General features: G+C 71.4%; 25 protein-coding genes. 10 read left to right on the forward strand and 15 right to left on the reverse strand.

Annotation, left to right across the window (positions count from 1 at the left end; translation table 11 throughout):
* Positions 1-49: 49 nt before the first annotated feature.
* Entirely contained in the window at positions 50-1,999 is a 1,950-nt protein-coding gene (locus ACT01A_RS07950; RefSeq protein ID WP_445151707.1) for an ABC-F family ATP-binding cassette domain-containing protein, read from the reverse strand.
* Between the two features lie 22 nt (positions 2,000-2,021).
* Here ACT01A_RS07950 and ACT01A_RS07955 point away from each other — a divergent pair, with 22 nt between their 5' ends.
* Complete coding sequence (locus ACT01A_RS07955; RefSeq protein ID WP_445151708.1) at positions 2,022-3,398, forward strand: alpha/beta hydrolase; 1,377 nt, start codon at positions 2,022-2,024, stop codon at positions 3,396-3,398.
* A 9-nt stretch (positions 3,399-3,407) separates the two neighbouring features.
* On the opposite strand, the gene ACT01A_RS07960 is transcribed toward ACT01A_RS07955, so the two are convergent.
* Positions 3,408-4,622: a D-alanyl-D-alanine carboxypeptidase/D-alanyl-D-alanine-endopeptidase gene (locus ACT01A_RS07960; RefSeq protein ID WP_445151709.1), complete on the reverse strand. Its 1,215-nt coding sequence runs from the start codon at positions 4,620-4,622 to the stop codon at positions 3,408-3,410.
* Positions 4,623-4,627: 5 nt separating this feature from the next.
* A complete protein-coding gene (locus ACT01A_RS07965) occupies positions 4,628-5,356 on the reverse strand; it encodes an enoyl-CoA hydratase/isomerase family protein (protein ID WP_445151710.1) in 729 nt (242 codons plus the stop codon).
* A gap of 29 nt (positions 5,357-5,385) precedes the next feature.
* Between ACT01A_RS07965 and ACT01A_RS07970 the strand changes: the two genes are divergently transcribed.
* Complete coding sequence (locus ACT01A_RS07970; RefSeq protein WP_445151711.1) at positions 5,386-5,655, forward strand: hypothetical protein; 270 nt, start codon at positions 5,386-5,388, stop codon at positions 5,653-5,655.
* A gap of 10 nt (positions 5,656-5,665) precedes the next feature.
* Here ACT01A_RS07970 and ACT01A_RS07975 read toward each other — a convergent pair whose 3' ends face one another.
* Positions 5,666-6,748: a response regulator transcription factor gene (locus ACT01A_RS07975; RefSeq protein WP_445151712.1), complete on the reverse strand. Its 1,083-nt coding sequence runs from the start codon at positions 6,746-6,748 to the stop codon at positions 5,666-5,668.
* A gap of 75 nt (positions 6,749-6,823) precedes the next feature.
* On the opposite strand from ACT01A_RS07975, the gene ACT01A_RS07980 reads away from it, so the two are divergent.
* Together ACT01A_RS07980 and ACT01A_RS07985 are read left to right on the forward strand one after the other, a co-directional pair.
* On the forward strand, positions 6,824-7,585 hold the full coding sequence (locus ACT01A_RS07980) for a crotonase/enoyl-CoA hydratase family protein (protein WP_445151713.1): 762 nt from the start codon (positions 6,824-6,826) through the stop codon (positions 7,583-7,585).
* A gap of 45 nt (positions 7,586-7,630) precedes the next feature.
* The gene (locus ACT01A_RS07985; RefSeq protein ID WP_445151714.1) at positions 7,631-9,619 is read left to right on the forward strand and encodes an SDR family oxidoreductase; all 1,989 of its coding nucleotides are present in this window, start codon (positions 7,631-7,633) and stop codon (positions 9,617-9,619) included.
* Here the strand turns inward: ACT01A_RS07985 and ACT01A_RS07990 are convergent.
* Positions 9,597-10,118 carry a PadR family transcriptional regulator gene (locus ACT01A_RS07990; RefSeq protein ID WP_445151715.1) on the reverse strand — a complete coding sequence of 174 codons (522 nt, stop codon included), beginning with the start codon at positions 10,116-10,118 and terminating at the stop codon, positions 9,597-9,599. The two genes, ACT01A_RS07985 and ACT01A_RS07990, sit on opposite strands and share 23 nt — an antisense overlap.
* Positions 10,119-10,148: 30 nt before the next feature.
* On the opposite strand from ACT01A_RS07990, the gene ACT01A_RS07995 reads away from it, so the two are divergent.
* Positions 10,149-11,570: a carotenoid oxygenase family protein gene (locus ACT01A_RS07995; RefSeq protein ID WP_445151716.1), complete on the forward strand. Its 1,422-nt coding sequence runs from the start codon at positions 10,149-10,151 to the stop codon at positions 11,568-11,570.
* On the opposite strand, the gene ACT01A_RS08000 is transcribed toward ACT01A_RS07995, so the two are convergent.
* Positions 11,560-12,540 (reverse strand): DUF5937 family protein, encoded by a 981-nt coding sequence (locus ACT01A_RS08000; protein WP_445151717.1) that lies wholly within the window; start codon positions 12,538-12,540, stop codon positions 11,560-11,562. The two genes, ACT01A_RS07995 and ACT01A_RS08000, sit on opposite strands and share 11 nt — an antisense overlap.
* An 82-nt stretch (positions 12,541-12,622) precedes the next feature.
* Here ACT01A_RS08000 and ACT01A_RS08005 point away from each other — a divergent pair, with 82 nt between their 5' ends.
* Both ACT01A_RS08005 and ACT01A_RS08010 read left to right on the forward strand, forming a co-directional pair.
* A complete protein-coding gene (locus ACT01A_RS08005) occupies positions 12,623-13,807 on the forward strand; it encodes an MFS transporter (RefSeq protein WP_445151718.1) in 1,185 nt (394 codons plus the stop codon).
* Positions 13,804-14,730 carry a histone deacetylase family protein gene (locus ACT01A_RS08010; RefSeq protein ID WP_445151719.1) on the forward strand — a complete coding sequence of 309 codons (927 nt, stop codon included), beginning with the start codon at positions 13,804-13,806 and terminating at the stop codon, positions 14,728-14,730. The genes ACT01A_RS08005 and ACT01A_RS08010 overlap by 4 nt, the downstream gene beginning before the upstream one ends.
* On the opposite strand, the gene ACT01A_RS08015 is transcribed toward ACT01A_RS08010, so the two are convergent.
* The 8 genes from ACT01A_RS08015 to ACT01A_RS08050 form a co-directional block, all read right to left on the reverse strand.
* Positions 14,727-15,929: a methyl-accepting chemotaxis protein gene (locus tag ACT01A_RS08015; protein WP_445151720.1), complete on the reverse strand. Its 1,203-nt coding sequence runs from the start codon at positions 15,927-15,929 to the stop codon at positions 14,727-14,729. The genes ACT01A_RS08010 and ACT01A_RS08015 overlap by 4 nt on opposite strands.
* A gap of 113 nt (positions 15,930-16,042) precedes the next feature.
* Positions 16,043-16,888 (reverse strand): nuclear transport factor 2 family protein, encoded by an 846-nt coding sequence (locus ACT01A_RS08020; protein ID WP_445151721.1) that lies wholly within the window; start codon positions 16,886-16,888, stop codon positions 16,043-16,045.
* Positions 16,889-16,893: 5 nt separating this feature from the next.
* The gene (locus ACT01A_RS08025; protein WP_445151722.1) at positions 16,894-17,712 is read right to left on the reverse strand and encodes an HD domain-containing protein; all 819 of its coding nucleotides are present in this window, start codon (positions 17,710-17,712) and stop codon (positions 16,894-16,896) included.
* A gap of 13 nt (positions 17,713-17,725) precedes the next feature.
* On the reverse strand, positions 17,726-18,583 hold the full coding sequence (locus ACT01A_RS08030) for a polysaccharide deacetylase family protein (protein ID WP_445151723.1): 858 nt from the start codon (positions 18,581-18,583) through the stop codon (positions 17,726-17,728).
* A gap of 33 nt (positions 18,584-18,616) precedes the next feature.
* Positions 18,617-20,797 carry a polyphosphate kinase 1 gene (gene ppk1, locus ACT01A_RS08035; protein ID WP_445151724.1) on the reverse strand — a complete coding sequence of 727 codons (2,181 nt, stop codon included), beginning with the start codon at positions 20,795-20,797 and terminating at the stop codon, positions 18,617-18,619.
* Positions 20,794-21,402, reverse strand: a complete 609-nt coding sequence (locus tag ACT01A_RS08040) for a CHAD domain-containing protein (RefSeq protein WP_445151725.1) — start codon at positions 21,400-21,402, stop codon at positions 20,794-20,796. Before ACT01A_RS08040 ends, ppk1 begins: the two co-directional genes overlap by 4 nt.
* On the reverse strand, positions 21,399-21,875 hold the full coding sequence (locus ACT01A_RS08045) for a CHAD domain-containing protein (RefSeq protein WP_445151726.1): 477 nt from the start codon (positions 21,873-21,875) through the stop codon (positions 21,399-21,401). Before ACT01A_RS08045 ends, ACT01A_RS08040 begins: the two co-directional genes overlap by 4 nt.
* A 15-nt stretch (positions 21,876-21,890) precedes the next feature.
* Positions 21,891-22,784, reverse strand: coding sequence for a Ppx/GppA phosphatase family protein (locus tag ACT01A_RS08050; RefSeq protein ID WP_445151727.1), 894 nt, complete (start codon positions 22,782-22,784; stop codon positions 21,891-21,893).
* Between the two features lie 37 nt (positions 22,785-22,821).
* Here ACT01A_RS08050 and ACT01A_RS08055 point away from each other — a divergent pair, with 37 nt between their 5' ends.
* Together ACT01A_RS08055 and ACT01A_RS08060 are read left to right on the forward strand one after the other, a co-directional pair.
* Positions 22,822-23,742, forward strand: coding sequence for an ABC transporter ATP-binding protein (locus ACT01A_RS08055; protein WP_445151728.1), 921 nt, complete (start codon positions 22,822-22,824; stop codon positions 23,740-23,742).
* Complete coding sequence (locus ACT01A_RS08060) at positions 23,735-24,484, forward strand: ABC transporter permease (protein WP_445151729.1); 750 nt, start codon at positions 23,735-23,737, stop codon at positions 24,482-24,484. The genes ACT01A_RS08055 and ACT01A_RS08060 overlap by 8 nt, the downstream gene beginning before the upstream one ends.
* Here the strand turns inward: ACT01A_RS08060 and ACT01A_RS08065 are convergent.
* The gene (locus ACT01A_RS08065) at positions 24,481-25,089 is read right to left on the reverse strand and encodes a GNAT family N-acetyltransferase (protein ID WP_445151730.1); all 609 of its coding nucleotides are present in this window, start codon (positions 25,087-25,089) and stop codon (positions 24,481-24,483) included. The two genes, ACT01A_RS08060 and ACT01A_RS08065, sit on opposite strands and share 4 nt — an antisense overlap.
* Before the next feature lie 20 nt (positions 25,090-25,109).
* Between ACT01A_RS08065 and ACT01A_RS08070 the strand changes: the two genes are divergently transcribed.
* Positions 25,110-25,793: a metallophosphoesterase family protein gene (locus ACT01A_RS08070; RefSeq protein WP_445151731.1), complete on the forward strand. Its 684-nt coding sequence runs from the start codon at positions 25,110-25,112 to the stop codon at positions 25,791-25,793.
* Positions 25,794-26,042: the final 249 nt, after the last annotated feature.

Here is a 26,042-nt window from a genome sequence, read left to right on the forward strand (position 1 = left end):
GATGGAGGCGTGAACGACCCGTGAATGCCGGTCTGGCAGAAGACAAGGTCTATGCCTCGATCTTCTCGAGGTGCTCTTCGAGCGCGGCGTACGCGTCTTCGACGGCGCGCTTGGCAGCGGTGTGGCGAGCGGTGTTCTTAGCGGACTCGTACTGGGAGGCCCAGGCTTCGGGGGCGGCGAGTTCCTCTTCGAGCGTTGAGAGGGCGGCTTCGGCGTCCTCGATCGCCTTCTCGAGCTTGGTCGTCTGCTTGAGGGCGTTCTTGGAGGGCTTGGGGGTGCCGTTGGTCGGCGCGGGCGCCGGCGCGGCGGCCACGGGCTTGGGCTTCGGGGGCGCCTTCTTCTTCGGCGCGTCCGGGAGCGGGCCGGCCGGGTCCTCGCCGTTGGCGCGGCGCTCGTCGCGGATGCGGGCGTACTCGACCCAGCCGCCGAGGTAGGAGCGCAGCCGCTGGTGCTCCAGCGCGACCGTCCGGCTCCCGACCGCCTCCAGCAGCGCGCGGTCGTGCGTCACCAACAGCAACGCGCCTTCGAAGCTGCTCAAGGCATCCTCCAACGCCTCGCGCGACTCCAAGTCCAGGTGGTTGGTCGGCTCGTCGAGGATCAGGACGTTGGCGCTCTGCGACAGCAGGATCGCCAAGGCCAAGCGCTTGCGCTCGCCGCCGCTCAACCCATCCAAAGGCTTCTCGGCCTGCTCGCCGGAGAACAGAAACTTGCCCAGCAGCGACCGCGCCTGGTTGGGCGTCAGGCCGGTGAGTTTGACCGCCGCCTCGGCGACCGTGCGCGCCGTGCCGACGCCCTCCAGCACCGAGTCGTGCTGGCTCAAGTACCCCACCTTGAGGTTGTGGCCGGTGCGCAGCTTGCCGCCGTTCAGCGGCCGCTTGGACGCGAGCGCCTCGATCAGCGTGGTCTTGCCGGTGCCGTTCGGGCCGACCAAAGACACGTGCTCGCCGCGCTCGAGCCAGATCTCGGCGTCCTCCAGCAGCAGCTTGTGGCGCTCGCCCTCCCCCACTTCGAGCCGCCCCTCCTCCAGCTCGAAGATCACGCGGCCGGTCCGCTCCGGCTTGGCGAACGCAAAGCCCAGCTCGCGCGTGTCGCGGGGATCGCGCGAGATCCGCTCGATCTTGTCCAATGCCTTGACCCGCGACTGGGCCTGCTTGGCTTTCGTCGCCTTGGCCCGGAAGCGCTCGACGAACTTCTCCATCCGCGCGATCTCGGCCTCTTGCTTCTCGATCGCCCGGCCGAGCGCCAGCTCGCGCGCCGCCTGCTCCCGGCGCCACGCGTGCCAGGTGCCCTTGAAGTACCGACTCCGCCCCGCCTCCAGCTCCAGCACGGCGGTGCCGACGGCCTCCAGGAACCAGCGATCGTGCGCGACCAGGACGATCGCGCAGTCCAGCGACGTCAGCGTCTGCTCCAGCCACTCGAGCGACTCGATGTCGAGGTGGTTGGTCGGCTCGTCCAACAACAACAGGTCGGCCTCGACGGCCAGCGCCCGCGCCAGCGACGCGCGCGTCAGCTGCCCGCCGGAGAAGGTGTTCAACTTGCGATCGAGCGCGTCGTCGGTGAAGCCCAGACCGTGCAGGTAGTTGTCAGCGCGGTCGCGCCAGCCGTATCCACCGGCGGCCTCAAAGCGCGCGTAGACGTCGGCGTAGCGGTTCATCGCCGCGTCGTCGCCCTCGGCCATCGCGACCTCGAGCTGGGACAGCTCGGCCTCCAACGCGAGCTGCTCCTTGCACGCGCTCAGCACGTAGTCGCGCAGCGTGACGTCCTGGTCGCGCGGCGGGCGCTGGTCGTGCAGCGCGACGCGCATGCCCTTCTGGAAGACCAGCTCGCCGCCGTCGATCGAGGTCTCGCCGGAGAGCATCCGCAGCAGCGTCGTCTTGCCCGCGCCGTTGCGACCGGCGATCGTCAGCCGGTCTCGGCGCTCGAGCTTGAACGACACGCCCCGCAGCAGCGGGACGCCGGACATGTCCTTGGAGAGGTCGGAGGCAATAGCGACGGCCACGCCTCCATGGTAGGTATGCGCGATGTCCCACCGCCTACTGCTCGCCGCAGCCCTTGCCGCCGCGTCCCTGAGCGCCGCGTCCCTGAGCGCCGCGTCCAGCGCCCCTGCCGCCGAGGTCCAGACCACGATCACCGGCTGGACCAAGGCGCCTGGCCCGCGCACCTACGACAGGCTCGAGGTGACCAAGTTCGGGTCGACGAGCGCCAAGACCGTCCTCGTGCTCGTCCCCGGCACCAACGGCGGGCGCGGCGACTTCACGCTCACCGCGCGCGAGCTCGTCAAGGACGTGCCCGGGCTTCAGGTCTGGGCGGTCGACCGCCGTTCGCAGAAGCTGGAGGACACGTCGGTCTTCAAGCAGGCGTTGGCGGGCACGGTCACGCCAAAGGCGATGTTCGACTACTACGCGGGCTGGATCGCCGACCCGAGCATCACCCCGCACTACCAGCCGCCGGACGCGTCGAAGCTGAAGTTCGCCGCCGACTGGGGCCTGCGCGTCCAACTGGAGGACGTCAAGCGCGTCGTCGACAAGGCCCGCAAGAGCGGCGCCAAGCGCGTGATCCTCGGCGGCCACTCGCTCGGCGCGTCGGTCGCGGTCGCCTACGCCTCGTGGGACTTCAACGGCCACCGCGGCTATGAAGACCTCGACGGCGTCGTGCTGATCGACGGCGGCCTGCGCGGATCGTTCGACTCCGCAGACCTGGCCCAGGCCAAGAAGCGCCTGGCCGAGATCAAGAAGCAGCCGTTCCTCGACCTGCTCGGCCTCGGCCTGCCGTGGGTCACGGGCATCCTCAGCGAGTCCGCCGCGATCCTGGCGATCAAGGACCCGACCGGGCCGTCCGTGGGCCAGGCGTTCAGCCTCCTGCCGGCCGCGTTCAAGCCGCCGATCCCGGTGACCAACCGCGGCCAGTTCGGCTTCGCCTTCGACGCCACCACGTCGCCCAAGGAGCTGGGCCTGATCCAGGTGCGCTCCGGCACGCTGGGCGCCAACGGCGACTGGGTCGACGGTGAGGTCTCCCCCATCGCGCGTGTCGCCGAGACGTTCGGTCAGGAGCCCGCCAACGCGGTCGAGTGGTTCTACCCGGCGCGGCTGAACCTCGACGTCGACGCCGCCTCGCCGCTGGCTGAGAACGCCGCGGCCAAGTACCTGGGGTTGCGGATCAAGTGGGCGCGCCAGGCCGACGTCCCGGTCTACGCCGTCCAGACCTCGCTGACAAAGGGCAACGTCTTGAAGGGCGCGCGGTCGTTCGTCACCCGCTCGAAGTCGCCGCGCGCGCTGGCGGCTTACGTCGACGCGTCGAGCGAGCAGTCGCACCTCGACCCGCTCACCGCGGCGCCGAAGACCAACAAGTACCTGAAGACCGTCGTGCCGTGGCTGAAGAAGGTGATCGCCCGCGGCTGAGCGCCGGCGCTAGCGCGAGCGCGTCGCCGCGATCCGCTGCACCATCGCGTCCTCGGACGCCTTGGCGGCGCCCTCCGACCTCACGCCCTCGCGCAGGATCACGAAGACGCGGGTCTTGCCGTGGGTGCGGCACCAGCCGGCCAGGGCGCTGACGCGCGACTGCGGCAGCGTCCCGGTCTTCGCGTAGCAGTGAGCGGCCGCTGCGCCGCCGATCATGCGATCGCGCAGCGTCCCGTCGACGGCGGCGATCGGCAGCGACGCGGCGATCGCCGGGCGCGTCCGGATCGCCCGCACGAAGCGGGCGAGCTGGCGCGGTGAGGCCTTGGTGCGGCGATCGACGCCGGAGCCGTCGACCACGTTGACGACCGCGCCGAGCTGCCGCGCGTGCTGCGCGATGCGCGCGGCGCCCGCGGCCGTCGTGCCGCCGCCCAGCACCTTGGTCAGCATCTCGGCCGCGAAGTCGTCGGAGGTCTTGTTGATGACCTTGACAACGTCGGGCAGGCGGGTGGCGACGCCGCCCAGCTCGGCGGCGCCCGGCGGCGTCGTCCCGGTGCGCGGCGTGCCGCGGACCTTCAGCCCGCGGTTCTCCAACACGTCGTCAAAGCGCGTGGCGGCGGCCGCGGCGGGATCGGCCAGCAGCTGGCCGTTGGGCGTGTTGCGCCCGCGCGCGTAGGTCAGCGCGCCGAGGACCCCGGTCAGCTCGGGGTCGAACGCCCCGTTGGTCGCCGGCCCGCCGCGCAGCGTGTCGAACGCGCTCTCGTCGCCGACGATCGAGCCCGTGATCGTCCTGATCCCGCGTGCCTGGACCACGTCGGCGAGCTTGCCGAGCTGGGCCTCGTCGAGCAGCGGGTCACCGCCGCCGTGCAGGATGAGGTCGCCGCCGAGCGTGCCGTCGGGGGTGACCCCCGCGACGGTCGAGAGCGTGGTGTTCAGGGTCCCGCCGACGCCGAGCAGGTCGACCGCGGTGCCGGTCGTCAGCAGCTTGGCCGTGGAGCCGAGCGAGCGGACGGTGTTCGCGTCACTCGACGCGAGCGTCCGGCCGGTGGTGCCGTCGAGCACGACGTAGCCGCCCGAACCGCCCGCGGTGCGTGCCAGGCGCGACAGCTGGGCGCGCAGCTGGGCATACGAGCTGGGCTTGTGGGCCGCCTGCGCGGCGGGAGCGGCCGCGAGCGCGGTGATGGTCAGGACGGTGACGCTGGTGAAGATGGCGAAGCGCTGGAGCACGCCTTTCAGCGTTGCACACCGCCGTACGGGAGCCCACCACCTGTCCGTTGGAACTCCACGATCTCGGCGTTCTCCCGGGCGACGCGGTACTTGGTGCCCTCGTACTCGCGGAAGAGGTCCTTGAGGTGACGCAGGCCGGCGGCGGGGTGCTGCGCGATCTCGCCGGCTAGTGCGATCGCCGCCGCCTCGGCCTCCGCGGCGGGCGCGCGGCGGGCGAGCAGCCCGAGCGCCTCGGCTTCGTCGATCTGCACGACGCGCCCGGTCAGGATCAGCTCGCGGGCCTTGCTCAGCCCGACCAACGGGACCAGGCGCGCCGGCCCGACCGGCACGCCGAGCCTGGCGCCCGGGAACAGCAGCTTGAGGTTGTCGCCGCCGACGCGCAGGTCGCAACCCGCGGCGACCTCCGCCCCCGCGCCCACGACGTTGCCGACGCAGACGCAGATCGTCGGCGCCGGGAACGCCTCGACCGCCGTGTAGAGCCGCGCGAACGCCTCCATCCGCGCCACGCCCGCCTCATGGTCGAGCTGCTCGGAGACGTCGGCCCCAGCGCAGAACGCGCGCTCGTTGGTCGTGCTGAAGACCAGCGCCTTCAGTGTCTCGTCGAGCGCCAGCTCGGTCAGCGCCGTGTCGAGCTCCGCGAGCATCGCCGTGCCCATCGCATTGCGGACCTCCGGCCGGTCCAGCCGCAGGATCTCGATGCCGTCGTCCGTCCGCTCACGCGTGAGTGCCACCATGCCGCCGCATTCAATACGATGCCCTGGCGATGCGCCGCCTGATCACGTCTCTGCTGCTTACCCTGTCGCTGCTGGCCCTGTCCGCGCCCATGGCGTTCGCCCAGGCGTCCGGCGAGGGCACCTACGGCGAGACCGACGACAAGGTCGTCACGAACGCGGCGTTCATCGTCCTCGCCTTCTTCCCGATCGTCGTCATCGTCGTCTCGCTCATCCAGGGTCGCCTGGACCGGCGCAAGGATGCGAAGAAGGCGGCCGTCAAGGCCGCCGGCGGCGATCAGCGCTGGCACGGCGGCTGGTAGCCGCCCGCCGCTAGCTCGCGACCGCGGGCTGGCGCAGCGAATCGCCCGCGGAGGCCGCGGCCGCCGCGGTGGCGATCGCTTGCGAGCGTGAGCGCACGCCGAGCTTGCGGTGGATGCGCTCGGAGTGCTTGGCGACCGTCCGCTCGGAGATCCCCAGCGCGGTCGCGGCCTCGGCGGTCGTGCCGCCGCGAGCCAGCTCCTGCAGGACGTCGGCCTCGCGCTCGCTGAGGCCCAGCTCGACCAGCGCGCTGCGCGACAGGATCTGGCGGGCCTCGTCGAAGAAGAGGACGTCGCCGGCGCCGCGGCCGCCGCCCCGCACCACGCGCGCCACGAGGCCGTCGCCGAGCGCCAGCGCATGGCCGGCCTCAGGCCGCTCGACCCAGTCCTGCAGCGCACGTGGAAGCGTCGCCTCCTCGCCGGCGCGGCGGAACGTGCGGCGGTCAAGGCGTGCGAGCGTCGCGTGGCCGGCCTCGGTGGCGAACGCGACGCGGCGGTCGGCATCCAGCACGACGACCGCAGTCTGGCGGTCGTCCAGCCCCGTGCGCAGCGACTCGATCAGCGACGCGCTGCGCTGGCGCAGCTCCGCGTTGCGATAGGCCTGCACAAGATGCGGCCGGGCGAGGTCGAGCATCCCGCGCTCGCGCTCGCCGAACTCCTTGCCGCCGCGCGAGATCGCCAGCCCGATCGTCAGGAACCGCGGCGCGGGCAGCGTGAACGCGATCTGGTCGCGCAGGCCGAGCGGGACGAAGATCTCCTGGTAGACGTCCAGGCGCTCCAGGTCGCGGCGCGAGATGACGTCGGCAAAGCAGTAGGCGCGGCCGTCGCGCGTGCGCATGAAGCGCTGGTAGAGCGGGTTCTGCGCGGCGTAGCGCGCCCACGCCTCCAGCTGCGAGGGCGGCGCGACGGGGTCGGTGATCGTCGCTACGGGCACGCCGCCGTCGACCAGCTCGTTGTAGGCCGCGAAGTCGGCAGGCAGCAGCCGGTTCAGCGCGGGCAGCAGCACCGCGCGAAACTCGTCGAGGTCTTCCACGTCGTGCGCTTCGCCCACGAGGTCCAGGACAGCTCGCAGGTCGCGTTCGGACAGTCGTCCCATCGTGATCTGGCCAACCCTACGCATCTCCGATGCACCGGCTCCTCGACCATCGACCGGGCTTTAGGGTCTTGGCCCATGAGCGACCCCGTCCGTACAGAGCGCGTGGGCGCCGCCCTCGTGGTCACGATCGACCGCCCGGAGCGGCGCAACGCGGTGGACGGTCCGACCGCCGTAGCGCTGCACGCGGCCTACGAGGCGTTCGAGGCCGACGACGACGCGCGGGTGATGGTGTTGACCGGCGCGGGCGGGATCGCGTTCTGCGCGGGCGCCGACCTGAAGGCGATCGAGACCTACGCCGACCGGCTCGGCCTGGCCGAGGGCCCGATGGGCTTCACGCGGCTGACGCCATCCAAGCCGACGATCGCCGCGATCGACGGCTACGCGCTCGCAGGCGGCCTGGAGCTGGCGCTGTGGTGCGACCTGCGGATCGCGTCCCCGCAGTCGCAGTTCGGCTGCCCCGAGCGCCGCTGGGGCGTCCCGCTGATCGACGGCGGCACGCAGCGCCTGCCGCGCGTCGTCGGCCTCGGGCGCGCGCTGGACCTGATCCTGTCGGGCCGGATCGTCGACGTCGACGAGGCCGACCGCTTCGGGCTGCTCACCGAGATCGCCGGTGACCCGCTGCGTCGCGCGCTCGAGTGGGCGGAGGCGCTGGCGGCGTTCCCGCAGGAGACGATGCTCGCCGACCGGCGCGCGGCGATCGAGGGCTTCGGCCTGCCGCTCGCCGACGGGCTGGCGCTGGAGGCGGCCAACGCGGCGTCGACGTTCGGCGTGGCGGTCAGCGGCGCGGCGCGGTTTGCGGGCGGCGAAGGCCGCGGCGGGGCGGGCGCGGGCGTATAGGGTGGACAAAGTCCCGCTTTGGAGGAGTCGAGGAGAGGTGTCTGCATGGCGTATTTCGTGACCGGAGCGACCGGCTTCATCGGTCGGCATCTTGTCGAGGAGCTGCTGCGCAACCGCAGCGGCGACATCTACGTCTTGGTCCGCGAGACCTCGCGCGGACGCCTCGCCGAGCTGATCGCGAGCTGGCCCGACGGCGCGGAGGACCGTGTCAAGCCGGTGACGGGCGACCTGAGCGAGCCGCGCCTGGGCGTCGGTGACGACTTCGTCGCCGAGCACAAGGGCAAGATCGAGCACTTCTTCCACCTCGCGGCGATCTACGACATGACCGCCGACGAGGAGCGCAACGAGCGCCTCAACGTCGAGGGCACCCGCCACGCGGTCGACCTCGCCAACGCGTTGGAGGTCGGCACGCTGCACCACGTGTCGTCGATCGCCGCCGCCGGCGCGCACCGCGGGCTGTTCCGCGAGGACATGTTCGACGAGGGCCAGAAGCTGCCCTCGCCCTACCACCGCACCAAGTTCGAGTCGGAGAAGATCGCCCGCGAGGACGCGACCACGCCGTGGCGCGTGTACCGGCCCGCGGTCGTCGTCGGCCACTCCCAGACCGGGGTGATGGACAAGGTCGACGGCCCCTACTACTTCTTCAAGGCCTTGCAGAAGATCCGCGGCTGGCTGCCCGAGTGGGCGCCGCTGATCGGCCCGGAGCTCGGCTGGACCAACGTGGTCCCGGTCGACTACGTCGCCCAGGCGATGGACCACATCGCCCACGAGCCGGACCTCGACGGCCAGGCCTTCCACCTCGCCCACCCCAAGGGCCAGCGCTCCGGCGACATCCTCAACACGTTCGCCCGCGCCGGCCACGCGCCGCACATGGCGATGCGCATCGACAAGAAGCTGCTCGACATGCTGCCCAAGGGCACGTTGTCGATGGTGATGAAGCTGCCCGCGCTGAAGGGCGTGCGCGACAGCATCCTGTTGGACTTCGGTATCCCGCCGCAGGTCATCGAGCACGTCGGCTTCACCTGCCAGTTCGACACGCGCGACACCGAGCGCGCGCTGAAGGGCACCGACATCGCGGTGCCCGAGCTGGACACCTACGCGCCGCTGCTGTGGGACTACTGGGAGCGCACGCTGGACCCGGACCTCTACAAGGACCGGTCCTTCGAGCACTCCGTCAACGGCAAGACGGTGGTCATCACCGGGGCGTCGTCGGGGATCGGCCTGTCGGCGGCGATGAAGATCGCCAAGGCCGGCGGGATCCCGATCCTCATCGCGCGCTCGATGGACAAGCTGGAGGAGGCCAAGAAGGCGATCGAGGCCGAGGGCGGCACCGCCTATGCCTACTCCGCCGACCTGTCCGCCATCGACTCGATCGACGAGCTCGTCGCGCGGCTGCTGGCCGATCACGCCTCGATCGACATGTTGGTCAACAACGCCGGCCGCTCGATCCGCCGGTCGATCGCGCTGTCGCAGGACCGCTTCCACGACTTTGAGCGCACGATCCAGCTGAACTACCTCGGCACGATCAAGTTGACGATGGGGTTGCTCCCGCACATGCGCGAGCGCGGCTTCGGCCACATCGTCAACGTGTCGTCGATCGGCGTGCAGACCTCGCCCCCGCGCTTCAGCGCCTACGTGGCGTCGAAGGCCGCGCTGGACGCCTGGACGCGCGTCGTGTCCTCGGAGGTCATCGGCGACGGCATCACGTTCACGACCATCCACATGCCCTTGGTCCGGACGCCGATGATCGCGCCGACCAAGATCTATGACTCGTTCCCGACGATCTCGCCCGACGAGGCCGGGGACATCATCTGCGAGGCGATCCGCGCCAAGCCCAAGCAGATCAACACGCGCCTGGGCACCTTCGGCGAGGTGCTCTACGCGGTTGCGCCGAAGGCCGTCGACCAGATCCTGCACATGGCCTACAAGGTCTTCCCGGACTCCGCCGCCGCCAAGGGCGAGTCGAACCCGGACGAGAAGGCCTCGGTCGAGCAGATCGCGATGGCCAACATCATGCGCGGGGTCCACTGGTAGGCAGGCAGCGCGCCGTCCAGATGTCGATCATCGCCTGCTCGTGGGCGATGCCGACGTCGAGGGCGAGAAGCTGGCCGGGCGGCACGTGCCCGGCGATGTTGTCGCGAAGCTCGCGGTACTCCGCGAGCTTCGCCTCGTGGGTGGCGATCTGGTGGGTGGCGACGGTGGCCGGGTCGGCGCCGAAGAAGAGCTTCAGGACGCCCGCATCGCGCAGCTCGGGCAGGTCGTCGGGCGCGGTCTCGCGCCAGGCAGTCAGGGCGGCGCGGCCGGCGTCGGCGATCGCGTAGAAGCGACGGCGCCGGCCGGTCTCCTCGCGACGCTCGGTCACCAGGCCGCCGGCCGCGAGCCGCTCGGGCTCGCGGTAGACCTGCGCGTGCGGGGTCGACCAGAAGTTGTCGACGCTCACGGCCATCAGCTGCTTGAGGTCGTAGGGCGTCGCCTCGCCGTCGGCCGCTTCCAGGAGGCCGAGGACGATGTAGCTGGTCGGGGTGAGTTGCAATGGTCTCTTTCGGACGGTACGGTTCGGAGCATGTCGATCGTAGCCGCTGGATCCGCTGTCTCGCACACGCTCGGCTTCGCCGATCAGACCGAGGAGGTCCACGTCGACGCCCTGGCGGTGTCCGGCGAGGTGCCGACGTGGCTGCACGGCGGCCTCGTGCGGGTCACGCCCGCGCAGATGGACTTCGAGAAGCGCTCGGTCTCGCACTGGTTCGACGGCATGGCGATGCTCAACCGCTTCGGCTTCTCCGGCGACGGCAGCGTCTCCTACGGGTCGCGGTTCCTGGACACCAACGCGCGGCGCGAGGCGCTCGCGTCCGGCGGCACGTCGATCAACGGCTTTGCGACCGACCCGTGCCGCTCGCTGTTCCAGCGCGTGCAGTCGGTCTTCAACCAGGACATCACCGACAACGCCAACGTCAACCTGTCGCGCGTCGGCGACGAGTACATCGCGATGACCGAGACGCCGATCCCGGTCCGCTTCGACCCCGAGACGCTGGAGACGCTCGGCCACGACGAGGGCGCCAAGAAGTACGGGCAGATCTCCACGGCCCACCCCCACCACGATCCCGAGCATGGCGAGCTGATCAACTTCGCCGCGCACCTCGGGCGCAAGTCGGTGTACAAGATCTACGCGCGGGCCACGGCGACCGAGTCCCGCACGCTGGCGACGATGGCGGTCCGCGAGCCGTCCTACATGCACTCCTTCGCGCTGACCGAGCGCTACGTCGTGCTGCTGGAGAACCCGCTGGTCGTCAACCCGCTGAAGCTCGCGCTCGGCGCGAAGTCGTTCATCAACAACTACGTGTGGAAGCCCGAGCTGGGCATGCGGATCCACGCCTTCGACCGCAAGACCGGCGCCCTGGCGCGCTCGTGGAAGACCGACGCGTTCTTCGTCTTCCACACCATCAACGCCTACGAGGACGGCGACGCGCTGGTCGTCGACCTGTGCGCCTACGACGACGCGTCGATCATCGGGCTGCTGGAGCTGGACCGCCTGCGCACCAACGCGGACGCCTACGGCCCGCAGGCGCGGCCGCTGCGGCTGACGCTGGGCGTCGACGGCGGCGTGGACACGCGCGCGCTGGCCGACGTCGACCTCGAGCTGCCGCGGATCAACTACCGCGCCAACAACGGCAAGCCCTACCGCTACGTCTACGGCGGCTCGACGGGCGACGCGGCGTTCCTGAAGCGCTTGGTGAAGGTCGATGTGAGCGACGGTTCGCACCAGGTCTGGGACGAGCCGGGCGCCTGGGCGGGCGAGCCGGTCTTCGTGCCGCGGCCGGGCGCCACGGAAGAGGACGACGGCGTCGTGCTGTCGGTCGTCCTGGACACGGACGCGGGGACGTCGTTCCTGCTGGTGCTCGACGCGCAGTCGTTCACCGAGGTCGCCCGCGCGCGGGCGCCGCACCACATCCCGTTCGGGTTCCACGGGCAGTTCTTCAGCGCGTAGAGGCCGCGCGGATCAGCAGGTCGCCCGCGCGGGTGCGCCCGTAGAGCACGTGGCGCCCTGCGCGGCGGCCGCCGACCAGGCCGGCGCGCTCCAGCACCTTGAGGTGCGCCGAGACGCCGGCCGGGCTGGCGGCCAGGCGCACCGCCAGCTCGGTGGTGGCGACCGGGCGGTCCAGCGCGAGCAGGACCGCGGCGCGGCGGGCGCCGAGCAAGTCGGCGAGCGCGACGTCGGTGCCATCTGGACGCGGCGCCCACAGCTCGGCGACCCCGCGCGGCGCGTAGACGATCGACGGCTGCCACGGCGGGTCGTTCATCGGCCAGACGTCGGGCCACGCGAAGGCGGCGGGGACGAGCAGGAGCCCTTGCCCGGCCAGGTCGACCTCCTTGCGACCGGGCGCCCGGTCGACCTCGACGCACCCGTCGCGCCACGCCACCCGGTCGTTGAGATCCGCAAACGCGGCCGCCGGGCCGACGTCGGCCAGCCGCCGGCCGCGGTGGGCGATCTCCGCGTCGAGCATCGCGAGGATCCCCTCCCACTTCGGCGCCAGCAGCGCGTCCCACCACGCCCGCATCTGGCCGACGAGCCGCTCCAGACCGCGCGCAGGATCGTCGACCAGCACGCGACCACGCTCCGGGACACCGCCGGGGTAGACGTCCCGCAGCTCTTTGGCCAGCTGCGCGTGGGGGGTTTCCAGAACTCTGCGAAGCTCAGCCTCTAGTTGAGCCTGAGGCTCACGCGGCGGCGGGTTCACAAAATCCGGGTACACAGCCGAATCCGGCGGGATCACGACGTCGAGCAGGTCCCACTCCAGCCTGGTTATCCGTTCGCGCGCCCAGGCGACCCATGGCGCATGGATGACGAACTTCTCCGGCTGCCGGAACGCCTCCACGGACCCCGAGATCTCCATCAACGGCGAGATCGCGAAGCGCGTGCGCAGCAGGTCCTCGTGGCCGAAGCGGTAGGCGATCACGGCGCGCCTCAGAGTAGATGAGGATTCGCGCTGAGGCGAATCGGTTGCGGACAATGGAGGCCGACCGCCATCGTGCGCCGCGATGTCCTCGGTCCTCCGCCGCCCCGGCGTCGTCTCCCTCCTCGTCCTCAACGTCCTCGCCCGGATCCCGACCGCGGGCGCCGGCGTGCTGGTTGTCGTGCACGCCCACGCGCTGACCGGCTCGTATGCCGCCGCGGGCGCGGTCGCCGCGGCGGCGTCGTTGACGATGGCGCTGGCCGCGCCGCTGCTGGGCGGCGTCATCGACCGCCGCGGCCAGACCGGCGTGCTCGTCGGCTCCGCGCTGGTCGCGGGCGGCGGCTACATCGCGCTCGCTCTCCTCCCCCACGCCGCGCCGGTCGTGGCGATCGCCGCGCTGGCCGCGATCGCCGGCGGCGCGCAGCCACCGCTCGGCGCGTGCCTGCGCACGCTCTGGCCAGAGCTCCTCGACCACGACGAGGAGGCGATCGGCGCCGCGTTCTCGCTGGAGGCCGCGGTGCTGGAGCTGACCTACATCGCCGGCCCGCTCGGCTTCCTGACGCTGGCGGCGCTCACGTCCACGCGCGTCTCGATGGCCGTGCTCGGCGTCGTGCTGGCCGCCGGGACCGTCGCGTTCGCACTGCGGCGCGAGTCGCGTGCGTGGCGCCCGCACGTCCACGACCCCGCGACCGACGCGCCGCGCGCTCGCAGCGCGCTGTCCGCCCCCGGCGTCCGGACCGTCGTGGCGATCATGGGCATCGTTGGCGTGCTGATCGCGGGCGTCGAGGTGTCGGTCGCCGCCGCCACGCACGACGCGCACGCGCCCGGCGCGACCGGCCCGCTGTTGGCGCTCTGGGGCGTTGGGTCACTGATCGGCGGCGTGATCGCGGCGCGTGCGGGCGGCGTGCAGGCCCTGTCGCTGGTGCTCGTCGGGCTGGCGGTCAGCCACGGCGCGCTCGCGCTGGGCGCATCGGCGATCGTCGTCCTCGCGGCGCTGCTGGTCGTCGCAGGCGCGTTCATCGCGCCCGTCTTCGGCGCCACCAGCGCGCTGACCAGCAGCGTCGCTCTACCCGGCACCGTGACCGAGGCCTACGCCTGGACCACGACCGCGCTGGCCGGCGGCTTCGGGCTCGGCGCCGCTGCGGCAGGCGTGCTCATCGACGCCAGCGGCCCGGGACCGACCTTCGCCGCCGCGGGCGCGATCGGGCTCCTGGCGGCCGCGGTCGCCGTGGTCTTCGCGCCCGCCCCGGCACGTACCGTGGAGGCGTGAGGGCCTGGTCGCACAGCCGCCTGCTGTTCCCGTTGGGCACCAAGCAGCGCTATCCGCTGCCGAAGTACGCGCTGCTGCGCGAGCGCGTGGAGGCGAGCGGGATCGCGATCGCCGAGCCCGAGCCGATCGCGTGGCGGGCGATCGAGGCCACGCACGACCCGCACTTCGCGCACCGCATGCGCCGCGGGCAGCTCACGCTGCGCGAGGAGCGCGTGCTCGGCCTGCCGTGGTCGCCGGAGCTGATCGCGCGGTCGCGGGCGGGGATCGGCGGCACGCTCCAGGCCGCACGGGACGCGCTCGCAGGCCAAGGCCTCGCAGGCCAAGGCGTGGGCATCATGTTGGGCGGCGGCACCCACCACGCGGGCCGCACCTCGGCGCGCGGGTTCTGCGTGTTCAACGACCTCGCGATCGTCACCCGCGAGCTGCGCCGCGAAGGCCTCGCGCGCCGGATCCTCGTGATCGACCTCGACGTCCACCAGGGCGACGGCACCGCCGAGCTGCTGGCGCCCGACCCCGACGCGTTCACGTTGAGCATCCAGTGCGAGCGCAACCTGCGCTTCACCCGGATCGCGTCCGACCTCGACGTCGAGCTGCCGGCCAAGACCGCCGACGACGCCTACATGAACGCCCTGGACGCCGCGCTCGCGCAAACCGCACAGCGCTTCCCCGACCCCGACCTGATCCTCTACGTCGCCGGCGCCGACCCGTGGGAGGGCGACCGCCTCGGCCGCCTCGCGCTCACCAAGCCCGGCCTGCGCGCCCGCGACGAGCGCGTCTTCGCCTACGCGAAGACCAACACCATCCCGATCGCGATGACGCTCGCCGGCGGCTACGCGCCCGACGTCACCGACACGGTGGACATCCACGCCGGGACCGTCGCCGCCGCCGTTGCGGCGGCGACGACGGGCGACGCGGTCCTCTAGACGACGAAGCGCTCGACCATCTGCTCGAGCTCGCGCGCGCTGCGCGCCAGCTCCTGCGTCGAGGCAGCGACCTGCTGCGTCGACGCGGAGGACTCCTCGGCCGCGGCCGACACCTGGCCGGTCGCGTCGCCGGCCTGCATCGCCACCTCGGTGACCTCCTCGGTCGCCGCGGCGATGCGGTTGACGCAGTCCGACACCTCGGAGATCGACGTCGCCAGGCCCTCGAACGCCGTGCGCGTCTCGGCGACCGTCTTGGCCGACGACTCCGCCAGCTTGCGGACCTCTTCAGCCACGACCGCGAAGCCGCGGCCCTGCTCGCCGGCGCGGGCGGCCTCGATCGCCGCGTTCAACGCCAACAGGTTGGTCTGCTCGGCGATCGCCGCGATCTCGGTGGTCAGCGCCACGCCCTCGCGGGCGACCCCGTCGGCCTTCGCCGACAGCCCGACCGCCTCGCCGGTGATGTCGCGGGCCTCGGCGACCATGCGGATCTGCCGGTCGGCGCCCTCCGCGACGCCGGTCGACGCCTCCGCGATCTCCTGGATCGCGCGGCCGGTCTGCTCGGCCGTGGACGACATCTCCAGCGAGTGCTGCGCGACCGTGCCGGCCGTCTGGCCGATCTCGCCGATCATCGCCGCCAGCCCGCTGCGCATCTCGTTGTAACTGGCCAAGCCGCCCTGCGCCCGGCCCAACATGGTGTTGAACGTCTCGCCCAGCGAGCCGAGTGCAGTGCCCGGCTCGGTGGCCAGGGCCGAGGTGACCGGCAGCGCCTCGCGCGTCAGGTCGCCACGGGTCGTCGCGGCCAGGCCTTCGCCCAGCGCGACCAAGCAGTTGTCGCTCAGCGACGTCAGCCGTTCCTGCAGCGGGCCGAGCGACGAGTGGTCGCCCAGCGCCTCGCGCAGCTGGCCGCGGAGGAGCTCGTAGCCCTCCAGCGCGCGCTGGGCCGTGCCCAGCATCGTGTTGAAGAGGTCGACCAGCTCGGCCGCCTCCGGGTTGTCGGGCCGGCGCGCGATCGGCGCCGTGACCGGGATGACCGAGACGGTGAGGTCACCGGACGCCATGGCGTCCAGACCACCCGCAAGGTTCGTCAGGCAGTGAGCCTGAAGGCTACGCAGCCCCGCCTTGACCTCGTCGAGATCAGGGCCAGTGCCAGCGCTCGCGATTTCGGTCTCCTTGGAGATCCGAGAGTTCAGGTATCGCATTGCCCCACTTCTCGGCCCCCCGATCGGGTGATGGGAGCGGCAACGCGCCCGGACGATTGCTCAGGCTATGTGAAGTTTTGGAGAGAACTTCAGAACCTGTGCAGAGGTGCTCTTCAGGCCTCTTCCGCGACGATCTGGGCCTGCGCGAGGAAGTCCTCCGCCTTGGCCGTCATGCGCACCAACCCATAGGCATCGAGAACCGCGCGCGGCAGCTCGGTCGCCCCCGCCGCCCGTAGCCGTCGCATCAACTCGGCGACCTCGCGCAGCGGAACCTCGTCCAACGCGCGCGGGCCCAGCTCGCGTACGCGGACCTCCGGCGTGCCCGCCGGCCGCAGCACCTCGGAGCCCTCTTCCATCTCGATCGCGCCCGCGTTGGTCAGGCGGAACGTCGCGCCCGACAGCGGCGCCCGCGCGATCGAGGTCAGCGCCTTGCCGCCGCTGGCCTTCACGTAGAGCCGGTAGGCGCGCTCGGCCAGGATCGGGCCCTCGGCGTCGACGATCTCCAGCAGCACCGGGCCGATCGCCTCGCGGCCGGCGTTGCGCGGATCGGGCACCGCGCGCGACGTCCACGCCGTGTAGGGCTCCAGGTCGACCGTGATCGTCCCGCCCTTGCGCCCGCCGCCCGACAGCACCGGGAAGGCGCCCGTGACGTGTCGGTCGATCTGCTCGCCGCGCAGCACGAGCACGCCGTACTGGCGCGCCGGCTCCTCCTCGCCGACCGTGACCGTCGCCTGGTAGCTCAGGAGGTCCTGGGCCTCAACGGCGGATGTCACCTCGATCGCCGGCGCGCTCGCCAGCAGCGCCGCGAAGTGCTCGCGCAGCGCGTCGCGGCCGTAGATGGGTCGGTCGCCGCGCAGCAGCAGCGCGTCGTCGTGGTACTGCGACACGAGGGCTTCGAGCTCGTTGGCGGCGATCAGCCGCAGCTGGCGGTCGAAGACGGAGCGGGGCGTGTTGCTCATGGGTCCTAGAGTCGGAAGACGGGGACGAGCCGCTGCTCGTGCTCGGCGTCGATGCGCGCGACGACCTCCAGGTGCTCGGCCAGCGGCGTGCCGCGCAGCTTGGTGCCCAGGCCTTCGTCGACCTGGTAGATCCCGGCGCTGTTGGACATCTCGATCTCGACCCGCACCGCCTTCTCGCGGCCCGGCAGGATCTTCACCGACTCGATCGAGGCGGACGAGACCGAGTGGATGGTGGGCAGCAGCTTGTCGGCGCGCGAACGGCCCTTGGCCATGTCGAGCGCGTCGGCGACGCGCACGATCGAACCCTCGATCGTGAACGGCGCGCCCTTGGAGCGGTGCGAGATGATCGCGTGTGAGGCCTCGGCGACGAGGATCGTCCGCTCCGGGTCGTCGTAGATCGGCGCCAGCAGCTTGGGCAGCTTGTCGGCGGTCAGGAACAGCGAGAACTGCTCGTGGTCCTGGCGGTGGATCGACATGCCGACGCAATGGAAGAGCGCGGCGGCGGCGATCACGACCTCGGCGTCGCGCTCGGTCAGGCCGTGGTCGGTGACGATCGACGGGACGATCCCCTTGCGGAACAGCAACCTCGCAAGGCGCAAGCCGATGTTGGTGACGATCTGGATGTGGACCCACGAGTGGTCCGACATGCCGAGGCGCTCGGCGTTGATCGCCGCCGCGTGCCACCACGCCTTCAGCTCGACGTCCGCGTTGACCGCGGCGATCAAGCGCTCGAGCTTGCGGTTGCCGCGCGCGGGCACGCGGATGTGCGCCGCGTGGACCCGCTCGTCCAGGCTTTGCGCCTCGTCGCCGCCGTCGCCGCTCATCGTGGTCCCGACCCTATCGGGCGTTGACCTTGGCGAGGACCGACGCCGCGGTGTCGGACGCGTCGACCCGGATGCGCGACAGCGCGAAGCGATCCTGGTCGGGTGATGCGCGGCCCGGCAGCTCGGTCGTCGCCGACGTGTAGCCAGCCTCGCGAACGGCGTCCTCGACGGCCGGGTCAAAGCGGCCCGCGGGGTAGCAGAAGGCGTTGGCGAGGACGCCGAACGCCTCCTGGATCTTCTGGCGCGATCCGCCGACCTCGCGCCGCAGCCCAGCCGCGTCGAGCGTCGTCAGGTCGGTGTGGTTGATCGTGTGGGCGCCGATCTCCCAGCCGTCGGCGATCATCTGCTTGATCCGCGACCGCGTGATCCCGCCCGGTGTGCCGAGGTTGTGCCACGCCAGGTAGAGCACGCCCGGCCAGCCGCGCGCCGCGAGGATCGCGCCCGCGTCCTTGCCCTGGCTGAGGTAGCCGTCGTCGAACGTGAGCACGACCGGCTTGGGCGGCAGCGTCGGCTTGCCGTCCCACGCGTCGAGGACGGCGTCGAGCGTGACCGCCGTGTAGCCGGCCTTGGCCAGCGCGTCGACCTGGGCGCGCAGGGCGTCCGGCGAGACCCACAGGCCGGCGTACTTCGCCCCCGCCGGCGCGGGCGCGATCACGTGGTACATGAGCACCGGGACCGCGGCGCGCGAGGCGTGCAGCGGCACCGGCGCGGAGTTGCCGGACGAGGGGCCGTTGGCGACCTGGGCGATCGCCTGCGCCGCGGCCGGCGTCGTGCGCCCGTCGCGGTTGGCGTGCGAGTCGGTCGTCCCGCAGCCGGACACGCCCGCCGCAAGGGCGGCGCTCACCACCGCAGCAAGGGCGAAGCGGACCACGCCTTGACCGTATTGCGCCGTCAGGACGACGCGTCAGGACGTGCTGGCCGGATCCCGCTCGGCGGCCCGCGCGGTGTGGCCGAGCATCAGCTCGCGCTGCAGGTCGCGTGGTTCCGGTCCATCCACCCCGTCGTCGTGGACGCGGCGCGTCCACGTGCCGTCGGCGCCGAGGTCCCAGGAGTGCGTGTCGTCGGCGAACCCGCGCTCCAACGTGTCGAGCAGGTCGTCGCGCAGGACCTCGTCCTCGACCGGCACGAGCAGCTCGACGCGCGTGTCGAGGTTGCGCGGCATCAGGTCGGCCGACCCGATGTACACGCGCTGCTCCTCGCCGCGCTGGAACGCGTAGACGCGCGAGTGCTCAAGGAAGCGCCCGACGATCGACACCACGCGGATGTTGTCGCTGATGCCCTCGACGCCCGGCACCAAGCAGCAGATCCCGCGGATGTTCAGCTCGATCGGGACGCCGGCCTGCGACGCGCGGTAGAGCGCCTTGATGCACGTGCGGTCCACCAAGGAGTTCATCTTCATCTGGATCCGCGCGGGCTTGCCCTCGCGGTGGGCGGCGACGGTCTGCTCGATCTCGTCGACGATCCCGTCGCGCAGGTGGTCCGGCGCGACGAGGGCCTTACGGTAGCGGCGCGGCCGCGCGTAGCCCGTGAGGAAGTTGAACATGTCGGCGACGTCGGAGCCGAGGCGCTCGTCGGTCGTGAACAGGCCGAAGTCGGTGTACAACCGCGCCGTCTTGGGGTGGTAGTTGCCGGTGCCGACGTGCAGGTAGTGGCGCACGCCGTCGCCCTCGCGGCGGACGACGAGGATGCACTTGGTGTGGGTCTTCAGCGCCGGGTGGCCGTAGACGACGTGGACGCCGGTCTCCTCCAGCTTGCGCGCCCACTCGATGTTCGCGCGCTCGTCAAAGCGCGCCTTCAACTCCACCAGGCAGACCGCCTGCTTGCCGCGCTCCGTCGCGCGGATCAGCGCCGGGATCAGCGGCGTGTCGTCGGAGGTCCGGTAGATCGTGAGCTTGATCGCCAGGACGTCGGGGTCGTTGGCCGCCTGCTCCACGAAGCGCCCGACCGATGACGAGAACGAGTCATAGGGGTGGTGGACGAGGATGTCGCCCTGGCGCATCGCGGCGAAGATGTCCACCTTGGCGTGGTGCTCTTCAGGGCGCAGGCGCGGCTGGGTGACCGACGACCACGGCTCGTCGCGCAGGTCGTGGAAGCCCTTGAGCTTGACGATCTGCCACAGGTCGGTGAGGTCGAGCAGGCCGCTGACCTCGTAGACCTGGCGGTCCTCGACCTCAAGCGCCTCGGTCAGCGCCTCGCGCAGCGCGGGCGCCATCCCGTCCTCGATCTCCACGCGCACGACCTCGCCAAAGCGGCGTCGGCGCAGCTCGTCCTCGACCGCGGTCAGCAGGTCGTCGGCCTCGTCGGAGATCTCGAAGTCCGCGTCGCGCGTGACGCGGAAGACGCCGTGCTCGGTGACCTCCATGCCCGGGAACAGGGACTCCAGGTTGGCGGCGATCAGCTCCTCCAGCGGGACGAACGTCGTCGGCTCGTCCTCCAGCGCCGTGAAGCGATCGAGCATCTCCTTCGGAACCTTGACGCGCGCGAACGTGGTCTGGCCCGAGACCGGGTCGCGGACCAGCACGGCGAGGCTGAGCGACAGGTTCGAGATGTAGGGGAACGGACGACCGAGGCCGACGGCCAGCGGCGTGAGCACCGGGAAGATCTGGCGGCGGAAGCGATGGTCCAGCGCGCGGCGGGCGTCAGAGGAGACGTCGTCGACCGACACGATCCGGATGCCGTGCTCGGCCAGCGCGGGCAAGAGGTCGTGGGAGACCGTCCGGCACTGGCGGGTGTTGAGCGCGTCGACCTTCGCGCGGATCGCGTCGATCGTCTCCGCCGGCGTGCGGCCGTCGAGCTTGGGCGCGATGATCCCGGCGTCGACCTGGTCGTGCAGGCCGGCGACGCGGATCATGAAGAACTCGTCGAGGTTCGAGCTGAAGATCGCGGCGAACTTGCAACGCTCCAGGAGCGGCTGACTGGCGTCCTCGGCGAGCTGCATGACGCGGTCGTCGAAGTCGACCCAGGACAGCTCGCGGTTGATGTACAACTCGGGAGCGTTGAGGTCCTCCTGCACCGGAGGTGATGGTGGGACCGCCTCGACGGCGCGGATCGACTCTTGCGTGAGCGGCGTGGGATCGGGCGTCATGGCGAAGGTGCCTCCGACGGTAGAGGCTCGGCGGTGGGCGGGCCGTTATCTACATGTGAACGAGATGTGATCGCTTCGAGCAGCCGCTCGCGGAAGTCCTCGCGCTCGAGCTTGTCCCAGCGCTTCAGGAAGCGATCGAAGAGCAGGTCGCGCCGGGCGGCGAGCGCGACGTCCATCGTCGTCAGGCCGCGGTAGGCGGCGCGGTGCGGCGCCTGGGCGGCCAGCGCCGGGTCGAGGTCCTTGGCGTCGTCGGGCGCCAGCCCGCGCACGTGCCGGGCGTCCTCGTCGCGCAGCTCCTGCGCAAGCTGCTGGATGCGCGGGCGCGTGACGTCGCAGTCGTGGATCTCGCCGACGACGTCCTGGAGCTTCTTGGTCAGCTTGGCCGCGCGCACCGCGTAGGGGCCGAACTCGTCGGCGAACAGCTCCAGGACGTAGCGCAGGCGCTTGGCCGCGATGCGCAGGTCGTGGAGGGTGTTGACGCAGGCGGGATCGCGCGCCGCCGGCATGAACGACAACAACTCGTCGAGCCGGACCGCGACGATCTTGGCGACCTCGTCGGTGGCGGCGCCTTCGGGGTCGATGCCCTTGACCTTGCGGGCCTTCACGACGCCTCCGCGGCCGCGAGCTTCGTCAGGCGGCCCTCCAGGTCCTGGTCGGCCATGACCTTCAGCGCCGCGGCGAGCGTGGCGTTGCCGTCCCGCTGCTCGGCGCGAATGCGGTCGGCGAAGGCCTCGATTCCGGCGCGGTCGGCGTCGGGCAGCGCCGCTTCGAGCTCGGTCAGCGCGGCCAGCTGGACATCCGGATCGCGGCGCGCGCCGAGCGCGTCGGCCAGCGCCTTGACGTCCTTCAAGACGGCCTTGTGCTCGCGCTTGTCGAACGCGGGCGCGAAGACCTCCAGGACCGCGCGCAGGCGACGCGTGGCGACGCGCATGTCGTGGACGCGCTCTATGTCGTCGGTGTCCAGGACGCCCGCGGCGTGCTCGAAGACCTCGGCGGAGCGGACGGAGATCGCCTCGCGCGCGACCGCGCGAAAGCTGTGCGCGCCGTCGAGTCCGGGGATGTCACGGGCCTTGGCCATGGGAGACGTCTAGGTCTACCCGACTTGCGCCAGCAAATCGAGGATGACGCCCTCGCGCAGTCCACCGCAGCCGACGTGCAACGGACAGCGGGCCGCGCGGGCGACGGCGGCGAGCAGCAGTAGGCCAGCCGGCAGGAGGCGGACGCGCTCGACGTGGAGGTCGAGGTCGATCGCGGTCCGGTTGGCGGGCGCGACGGTCACCCGCGCTAGGGCGGCGTCCAGCGCGTCGGCGGTCAGCTGCTCGCCGCAGAGGCGCCGCAGCGACGTCGCGCTGCCGCCGACCGCCCACGCGACGTCGGCCTGCGGACAACCCGCGGCGGCGATCGCGGCGTCGGCGTCGGCGCGGGCGCGCTGGAGCTCGTCGGCGGTCGGCGGGTCGGCCGTGAAGTGATCCTCGGCGAAGACGCCGGAGCCGACCGGCAGCGACGCCCACCACGACGGCGCTTCGCCGGGCGCGCCGCACGCCAGCTCGGTCGAGCCGCCGCCGACGTCGGCGACGACGACGCGGCCGACGCCGTCACCCGCGAGCGGCGCGGTGGCGCCGCTGAACGCCAGGCGCGCCTCCTCCTCCCCGCTGATGATCTCGACCTTGACGCCCGCGGCCTGGCTCAGCTGCGTGAGCAGCAGCTCCCGGCCGGGTGCCTGGCGCAGTGCGGCGGTCGCGACGACGCGCAGCGCCACGATGTCGTGGGCGCGCGCGAGCAGCGACTGCTCGGCGACCGCCTCGCACATCGCCTGGACCTTGTGGGCGGGGATGCCGTGGGCGCGCTCGACAGCCGTCAGCCGGACGAACGCGCGGTGCGCCGCGACCTCGACGACGCCGCCCGGGCGCGCACGATCAGGCTCGGCCACGAGCAGCCGCGTGGTGTTGCTGCCGATGTCGATCACGGCCGCCCTGGGCAAGGTCACGGGGAGCTTCTCATGCCGGCACTGCTTGAATGAAGGGGTGGCTGCAACTGTCCCCGCCATCTTGGTGCGCGATCTGCGCAAGTCCTACGGCGGATTCCAGGCCGTTCGCGGCATCGACTTCGAGGTCGCACAGGGCGAGGTCTTCGGGCTTCTGGGGCCAAATGGCGCCGGCAAGACGACGACCGTCGAGATCCTCGAGGGCTACCGAAACCGCGACGGCGGGATCGTCTCGGTCCTCGGCCACGACCCCGAGCGCCGGCTGCGCGACCTGCGCAAGCGCATCGGGATCGTCTTGCAGACGTCGGGCATGTACCGCCATGTGACGGTCCGCGAGGCGCTGGCGCACTGGGCCCGCTTCTACCCACATCCGCGCGATGTGGACGAGGTCCTGTCGCTCGCCGGGCTGGACGAAAAGCGCGACGCGCTCGCCCGCACGCTGAGCGGCGGCCAGATGCGGCGCCTGGACTTCGGGCTGGCGCTGGTCGGCGACCCCGAGCTGATCTTCCTGGACGAGCCGACGACGGGCTTTGACCCGGCCGCGCGGCGCGCCGCGTGGGACGTGGTGCGCTCGTTGCAGGAGCTCGGCAAGACCGTCCTGATCACCACGCACTACCTCGATGAGGCCCAAGCGCTGTGCGACCGCGTCGCGATCATCAAGGAGGGCCGGATCGTCGCGTCGGGCCCGCCCGCCGAGCTGGGCGCGTCGTCCTCGATCTACACGGTCGCGTGGCGCTCGCCGGAGAGCGGGACGATCGAGTCGCGCCAGGTGGACGACCCGACCGCGCTGCTGCACCAGCTCACGAGCGCGGCGCTGGCGCGCGGGGAGTCGATCGTGGACCTCTCGGTGACGCGGCCGTCGTTGGAGGACGTGTACCTGGAGCTGACGACCGAGCCGGTCGCCGACGAGTCCGAGGCCGAGCCGTCCGAGTCCGAGTCGCAGGAGGTCGCTGATGTCTGACGCGGTCGTGATGGCGTACCACCAGTTCCGCCTCGAGCGCAAGATGTTCTGGCGCAACCCGACGTCGGCGTTCTTCAACTTCCTGCTGCCGCTGCTGTTCCTCGCGTTGTTCGGCGCGATCTTCAGCGGCAACCAACATGACTTGAACGTGTTGATCCCGGGCATCGCCGGGATGTCGATCATGGCGACGACGTTCTCGTCGCTGACGATGAACTTGGTGTTCTTGCGCGAGCAGGGCGTGCTGAAGCGGATGCGCGGCACGCCGCTGCCCGAGGGCTCGTACCTGGTGGGGATCTTCGCCTCGGCCGTCGCCAACGCCGTGATCCAGCTGACGCTGGTGATCGTCGCGGGCAAGCTCCTGTTCGGGACGGGGTGGCCGAAGGACTGGATCGAGTTGGTGGTCTACACCGGCTTCGGCGTCGTCTGCCTGGCGTCGCTGGGCGTGGCGTGGTCGCACGTCATCCCCAACTACGACGCGGCGGCGGCGTACAGCAACATCGTGTTCTTGCCGGTGATCTTCATCTCCGGCGTCTTCTACGACGTCAACGACGCGCCGCAGTTCCTATTGCACTTGGCGCAGGTGCTGCCGCTGGTGCACCTGATCGACGGCCTGAGCGGGGCGCTGGTGACCGGGCGGTCGCTGGGCGACAACGCGTCGGGGCTGTGCGTCGTCTGCATCTGGACGCTCGTCGGGCTGTTCTTCGCGGTGCGTGGCTTCCGCTGGGAAGCCCGGCGCGACTAGCCCGCCGCGGCGCCGCTGAAGTCCCACGGCTCGGGCGGGCGCCCGATCGCGGTGACGCGCGTCTCGCGCAGTGGGCCGTCCTCCCAATCGGCGCGCAGCATCCCGTAGATGTGCACGTCGAGCTGGGCGTCGCCGTGGCGGTGCCAGCCGCGCAGCGTGCCCTCGCGCGTGAAGCCGACGCGCTCCAGGGCGCGGGCGGAGCGGACGTTCTCGGGGTTGGAGTACGCGCCGATGCGCTCGAAGCCGCAGATCGCGAACGCGAGGTGGGCGATCAACGCCTTCGACTCCGCGTTGGCGCCGGTGCCCCAGTGCTCGCGGCCGAACCAGGTGCCGACCATCGCGCGTCGATCGCGGGTGCTGAGCTCGGCGAGCCCGGTGACCCCGATCGGGCCGTGCTCGCGGTCGTGGACGACGAAGTCGAGCTGGAGGCCTTGTTCGCGCTTGGCCTGCTGCTCGGCGATCCAGGCTTCCGGCTGGCTGGGGTCGGTGTACGGCCCCCACGAGAACCACTGGGTGACCTCGGGGTCGGAGGCCAGCGCGTAGAGCGCCGGGGCGTCGTCCGGGTCGGGGAGCTTGAGGGTCAGATGCGATCCGCGCAGTTCCATCGGCACGGCATCATGGCGACATGCTCGCGATCCTGTACGACATCCACGGCAACCGCCCCGCTTTGGAGGCCGTGATCGAGGACGCGCGCTCGCTCGGCGCGGACCGCTGGCTGCTCGGCGGGGACTACAGCGTGTTCGGGGCGTGGCCGGTGGAGTGCGTGGAGCTGCTGCGAGCCGAGCTGGGCGACGAGGCCGTGTGGCTGCGGGGCAACTGGGAGCGCTGGAACGTCGAAGCGGACGCGGTCCCGGACTGGGACGCACCGCAGAGCGCCGCGGCGTTCGTCCGCTCTGCGCTGGGCCCGGATTTGATCGCCGACCTCTTCGCCCTCCCCGCGTCGGCGGTGATCGACGACACGTTGTTCGTCCACGCCTCGCCGATCTCCGACGTCGAGCCGTTCGGGCCCGAGGCGTCCGAGGACGACGACCAGCTCCTGGCCGGCGTCGCGCAGGAGCGCGTGGTCTTCGGGCACTCGCACTTGCAGTTTGCTCGCCGCTCGGCGGGCGGCGTCGAGCTGGTCAACCCGGGGTCGGTCGGGCTACCGTGGGACGGGGACGTGAGGGCGGCCTATGCGACGCTCGAGGACGACGCGTTGGATCTCCACCGTGTTGAGTACGACGTTGGCGCCGCAGCTGCTGCCGTCGAGGCGATCGGCGGGGTGTGGGCGGAGGCGACGGCGGCGTGGCTGCGGTCGGCGCGCTTCTGAGGTTGGTGGCGCTTCAGGCGTAGGGCACCGAAGGGCGTGAGGCCGTTGAGGCGTGGCCACCGCCTGCGGTGTGGATCGTCGCTGGGGGCGCTGCCAGCGGGCGGGGATTTACAGCGCATCAAGACATCAGACTCGGCCTCCACGGCGGTCCCTCGACCGGTGGGGTTCGAGGGACCGGGGTTTCGGAGATCCGGGTCGCTGAGAGCTGCATATGCCAGCTCGGAGCGACCCGCACCCCGAAATCGGGGT

This window comes from Baekduia sp. Peel2402 (assembly GCF_052567285.1).

What these genes read in the sequence shown, in the direction of transcription:
- ACT01A_RS08025 (WP_445151722.1), bottom strand. Translation starts at nt 17,712, where the DNA reads ATGAGCGGCGACGGCGGCGACGAGGCGCAAAGCCTGGACGAGCGGGTC.
- ACT01A_RS08020 (WP_445151721.1), bottom strand. Translation starts at nt 16,888, where the DNA reads ATGAGCAACACGCCCCGCTCCGTCTTCGACCGCCAGCTGCGGCTGATC.
- ACT01A_RS07975 (WP_445151712.1), bottom strand. Translation starts at nt 6,748, where the DNA reads ATGGGACGACTGTCCGAACGCGACCTGCGAGCTGTCCTGGACCTCGTG.
- ACT01A_RS07985 (WP_445151714.1), top strand. Translation starts at nt 7,631, where the DNA reads ATGGCGTATTTCGTGACCGGAGCGACCGGCTTCATCGGTCGGCATCTT.
- ACT01A_RS08015 (WP_445151720.1), bottom strand. Translation starts at nt 15,929, where the DNA reads ATGCGATACCTGAACTCTCGGATCTCCAAGGAGACCGAAATCGCGAGC.
- ACT01A_RS07980 (WP_445151713.1), top strand. Translation starts at nt 6,824, where the DNA reads ATGAGCGACCCCGTCCGTACAGAGCGCGTGGGCGCCGCCCTCGTGGTC.
- ACT01A_RS07955 (WP_445151708.1), top strand. Translation starts at nt 2,022, where the DNA reads ATGTCCCACCGCCTACTGCTCGCCGCAGCCCTTGCCGCCGCGTCCCTG.
- ACT01A_RS08060 (WP_445151729.1), top strand. Translation starts at nt 23,735, where the DNA reads ATGTCTGACGCGGTCGTGATGGCGTACCACCAGTTCCGCCTCGAGCGC.
- ACT01A_RS08065 (WP_445151730.1), bottom strand. Translation starts at nt 25,089, where the DNA reads ATGGAACTGCGCGGATCGCATCTGACCCTCAAGCTCCCCGACCCGGAC.
- ACT01A_RS07965 (WP_445151710.1), bottom strand. Translation starts at nt 5,356, where the DNA reads ATGGTGGCACTCACGCGTGAGCGGACGGACGACGGCATCGAGATCCTG.
- ACT01A_RS08045 (WP_445151726.1), bottom strand. Translation starts at nt 21,875, where the DNA reads ATGGCCAAGGCCCGTGACATCCCCGGACTCGACGGCGCGCACAGCTTT.
- ACT01A_RS07995 (WP_445151716.1), top strand. Translation starts at nt 10,149, where the DNA reads ATGTCGATCGTAGCCGCTGGATCCGCTGTCTCGCACACGCTCGGCTTC.
- ACT01A_RS08070 (WP_445151731.1), top strand. Translation starts at nt 25,110, where the DNA reads ATGCTCGCGATCCTGTACGACATCCACGGCAACCGCCCCGCTTTGGAG.
- ACT01A_RS07970 (WP_445151711.1), top strand. Translation starts at nt 5,386, where the DNA reads ATGCGCCGCCTGATCACGTCTCTGCTGCTTACCCTGTCGCTGCTGGCC.
- ppk1 (WP_445151724.1), bottom strand. Translation starts at nt 20,797, where the DNA reads ATGACGCCCGATCCCACGCCGCTCACGCAAGAGTCGATCCGCGCCGTC.
- ACT01A_RS08005 (WP_445151718.1), top strand. Translation starts at nt 12,623, where the DNA reads ATGTCCTCGGTCCTCCGCCGCCCCGGCGTCGTCTCCCTCCTCGTCCTC.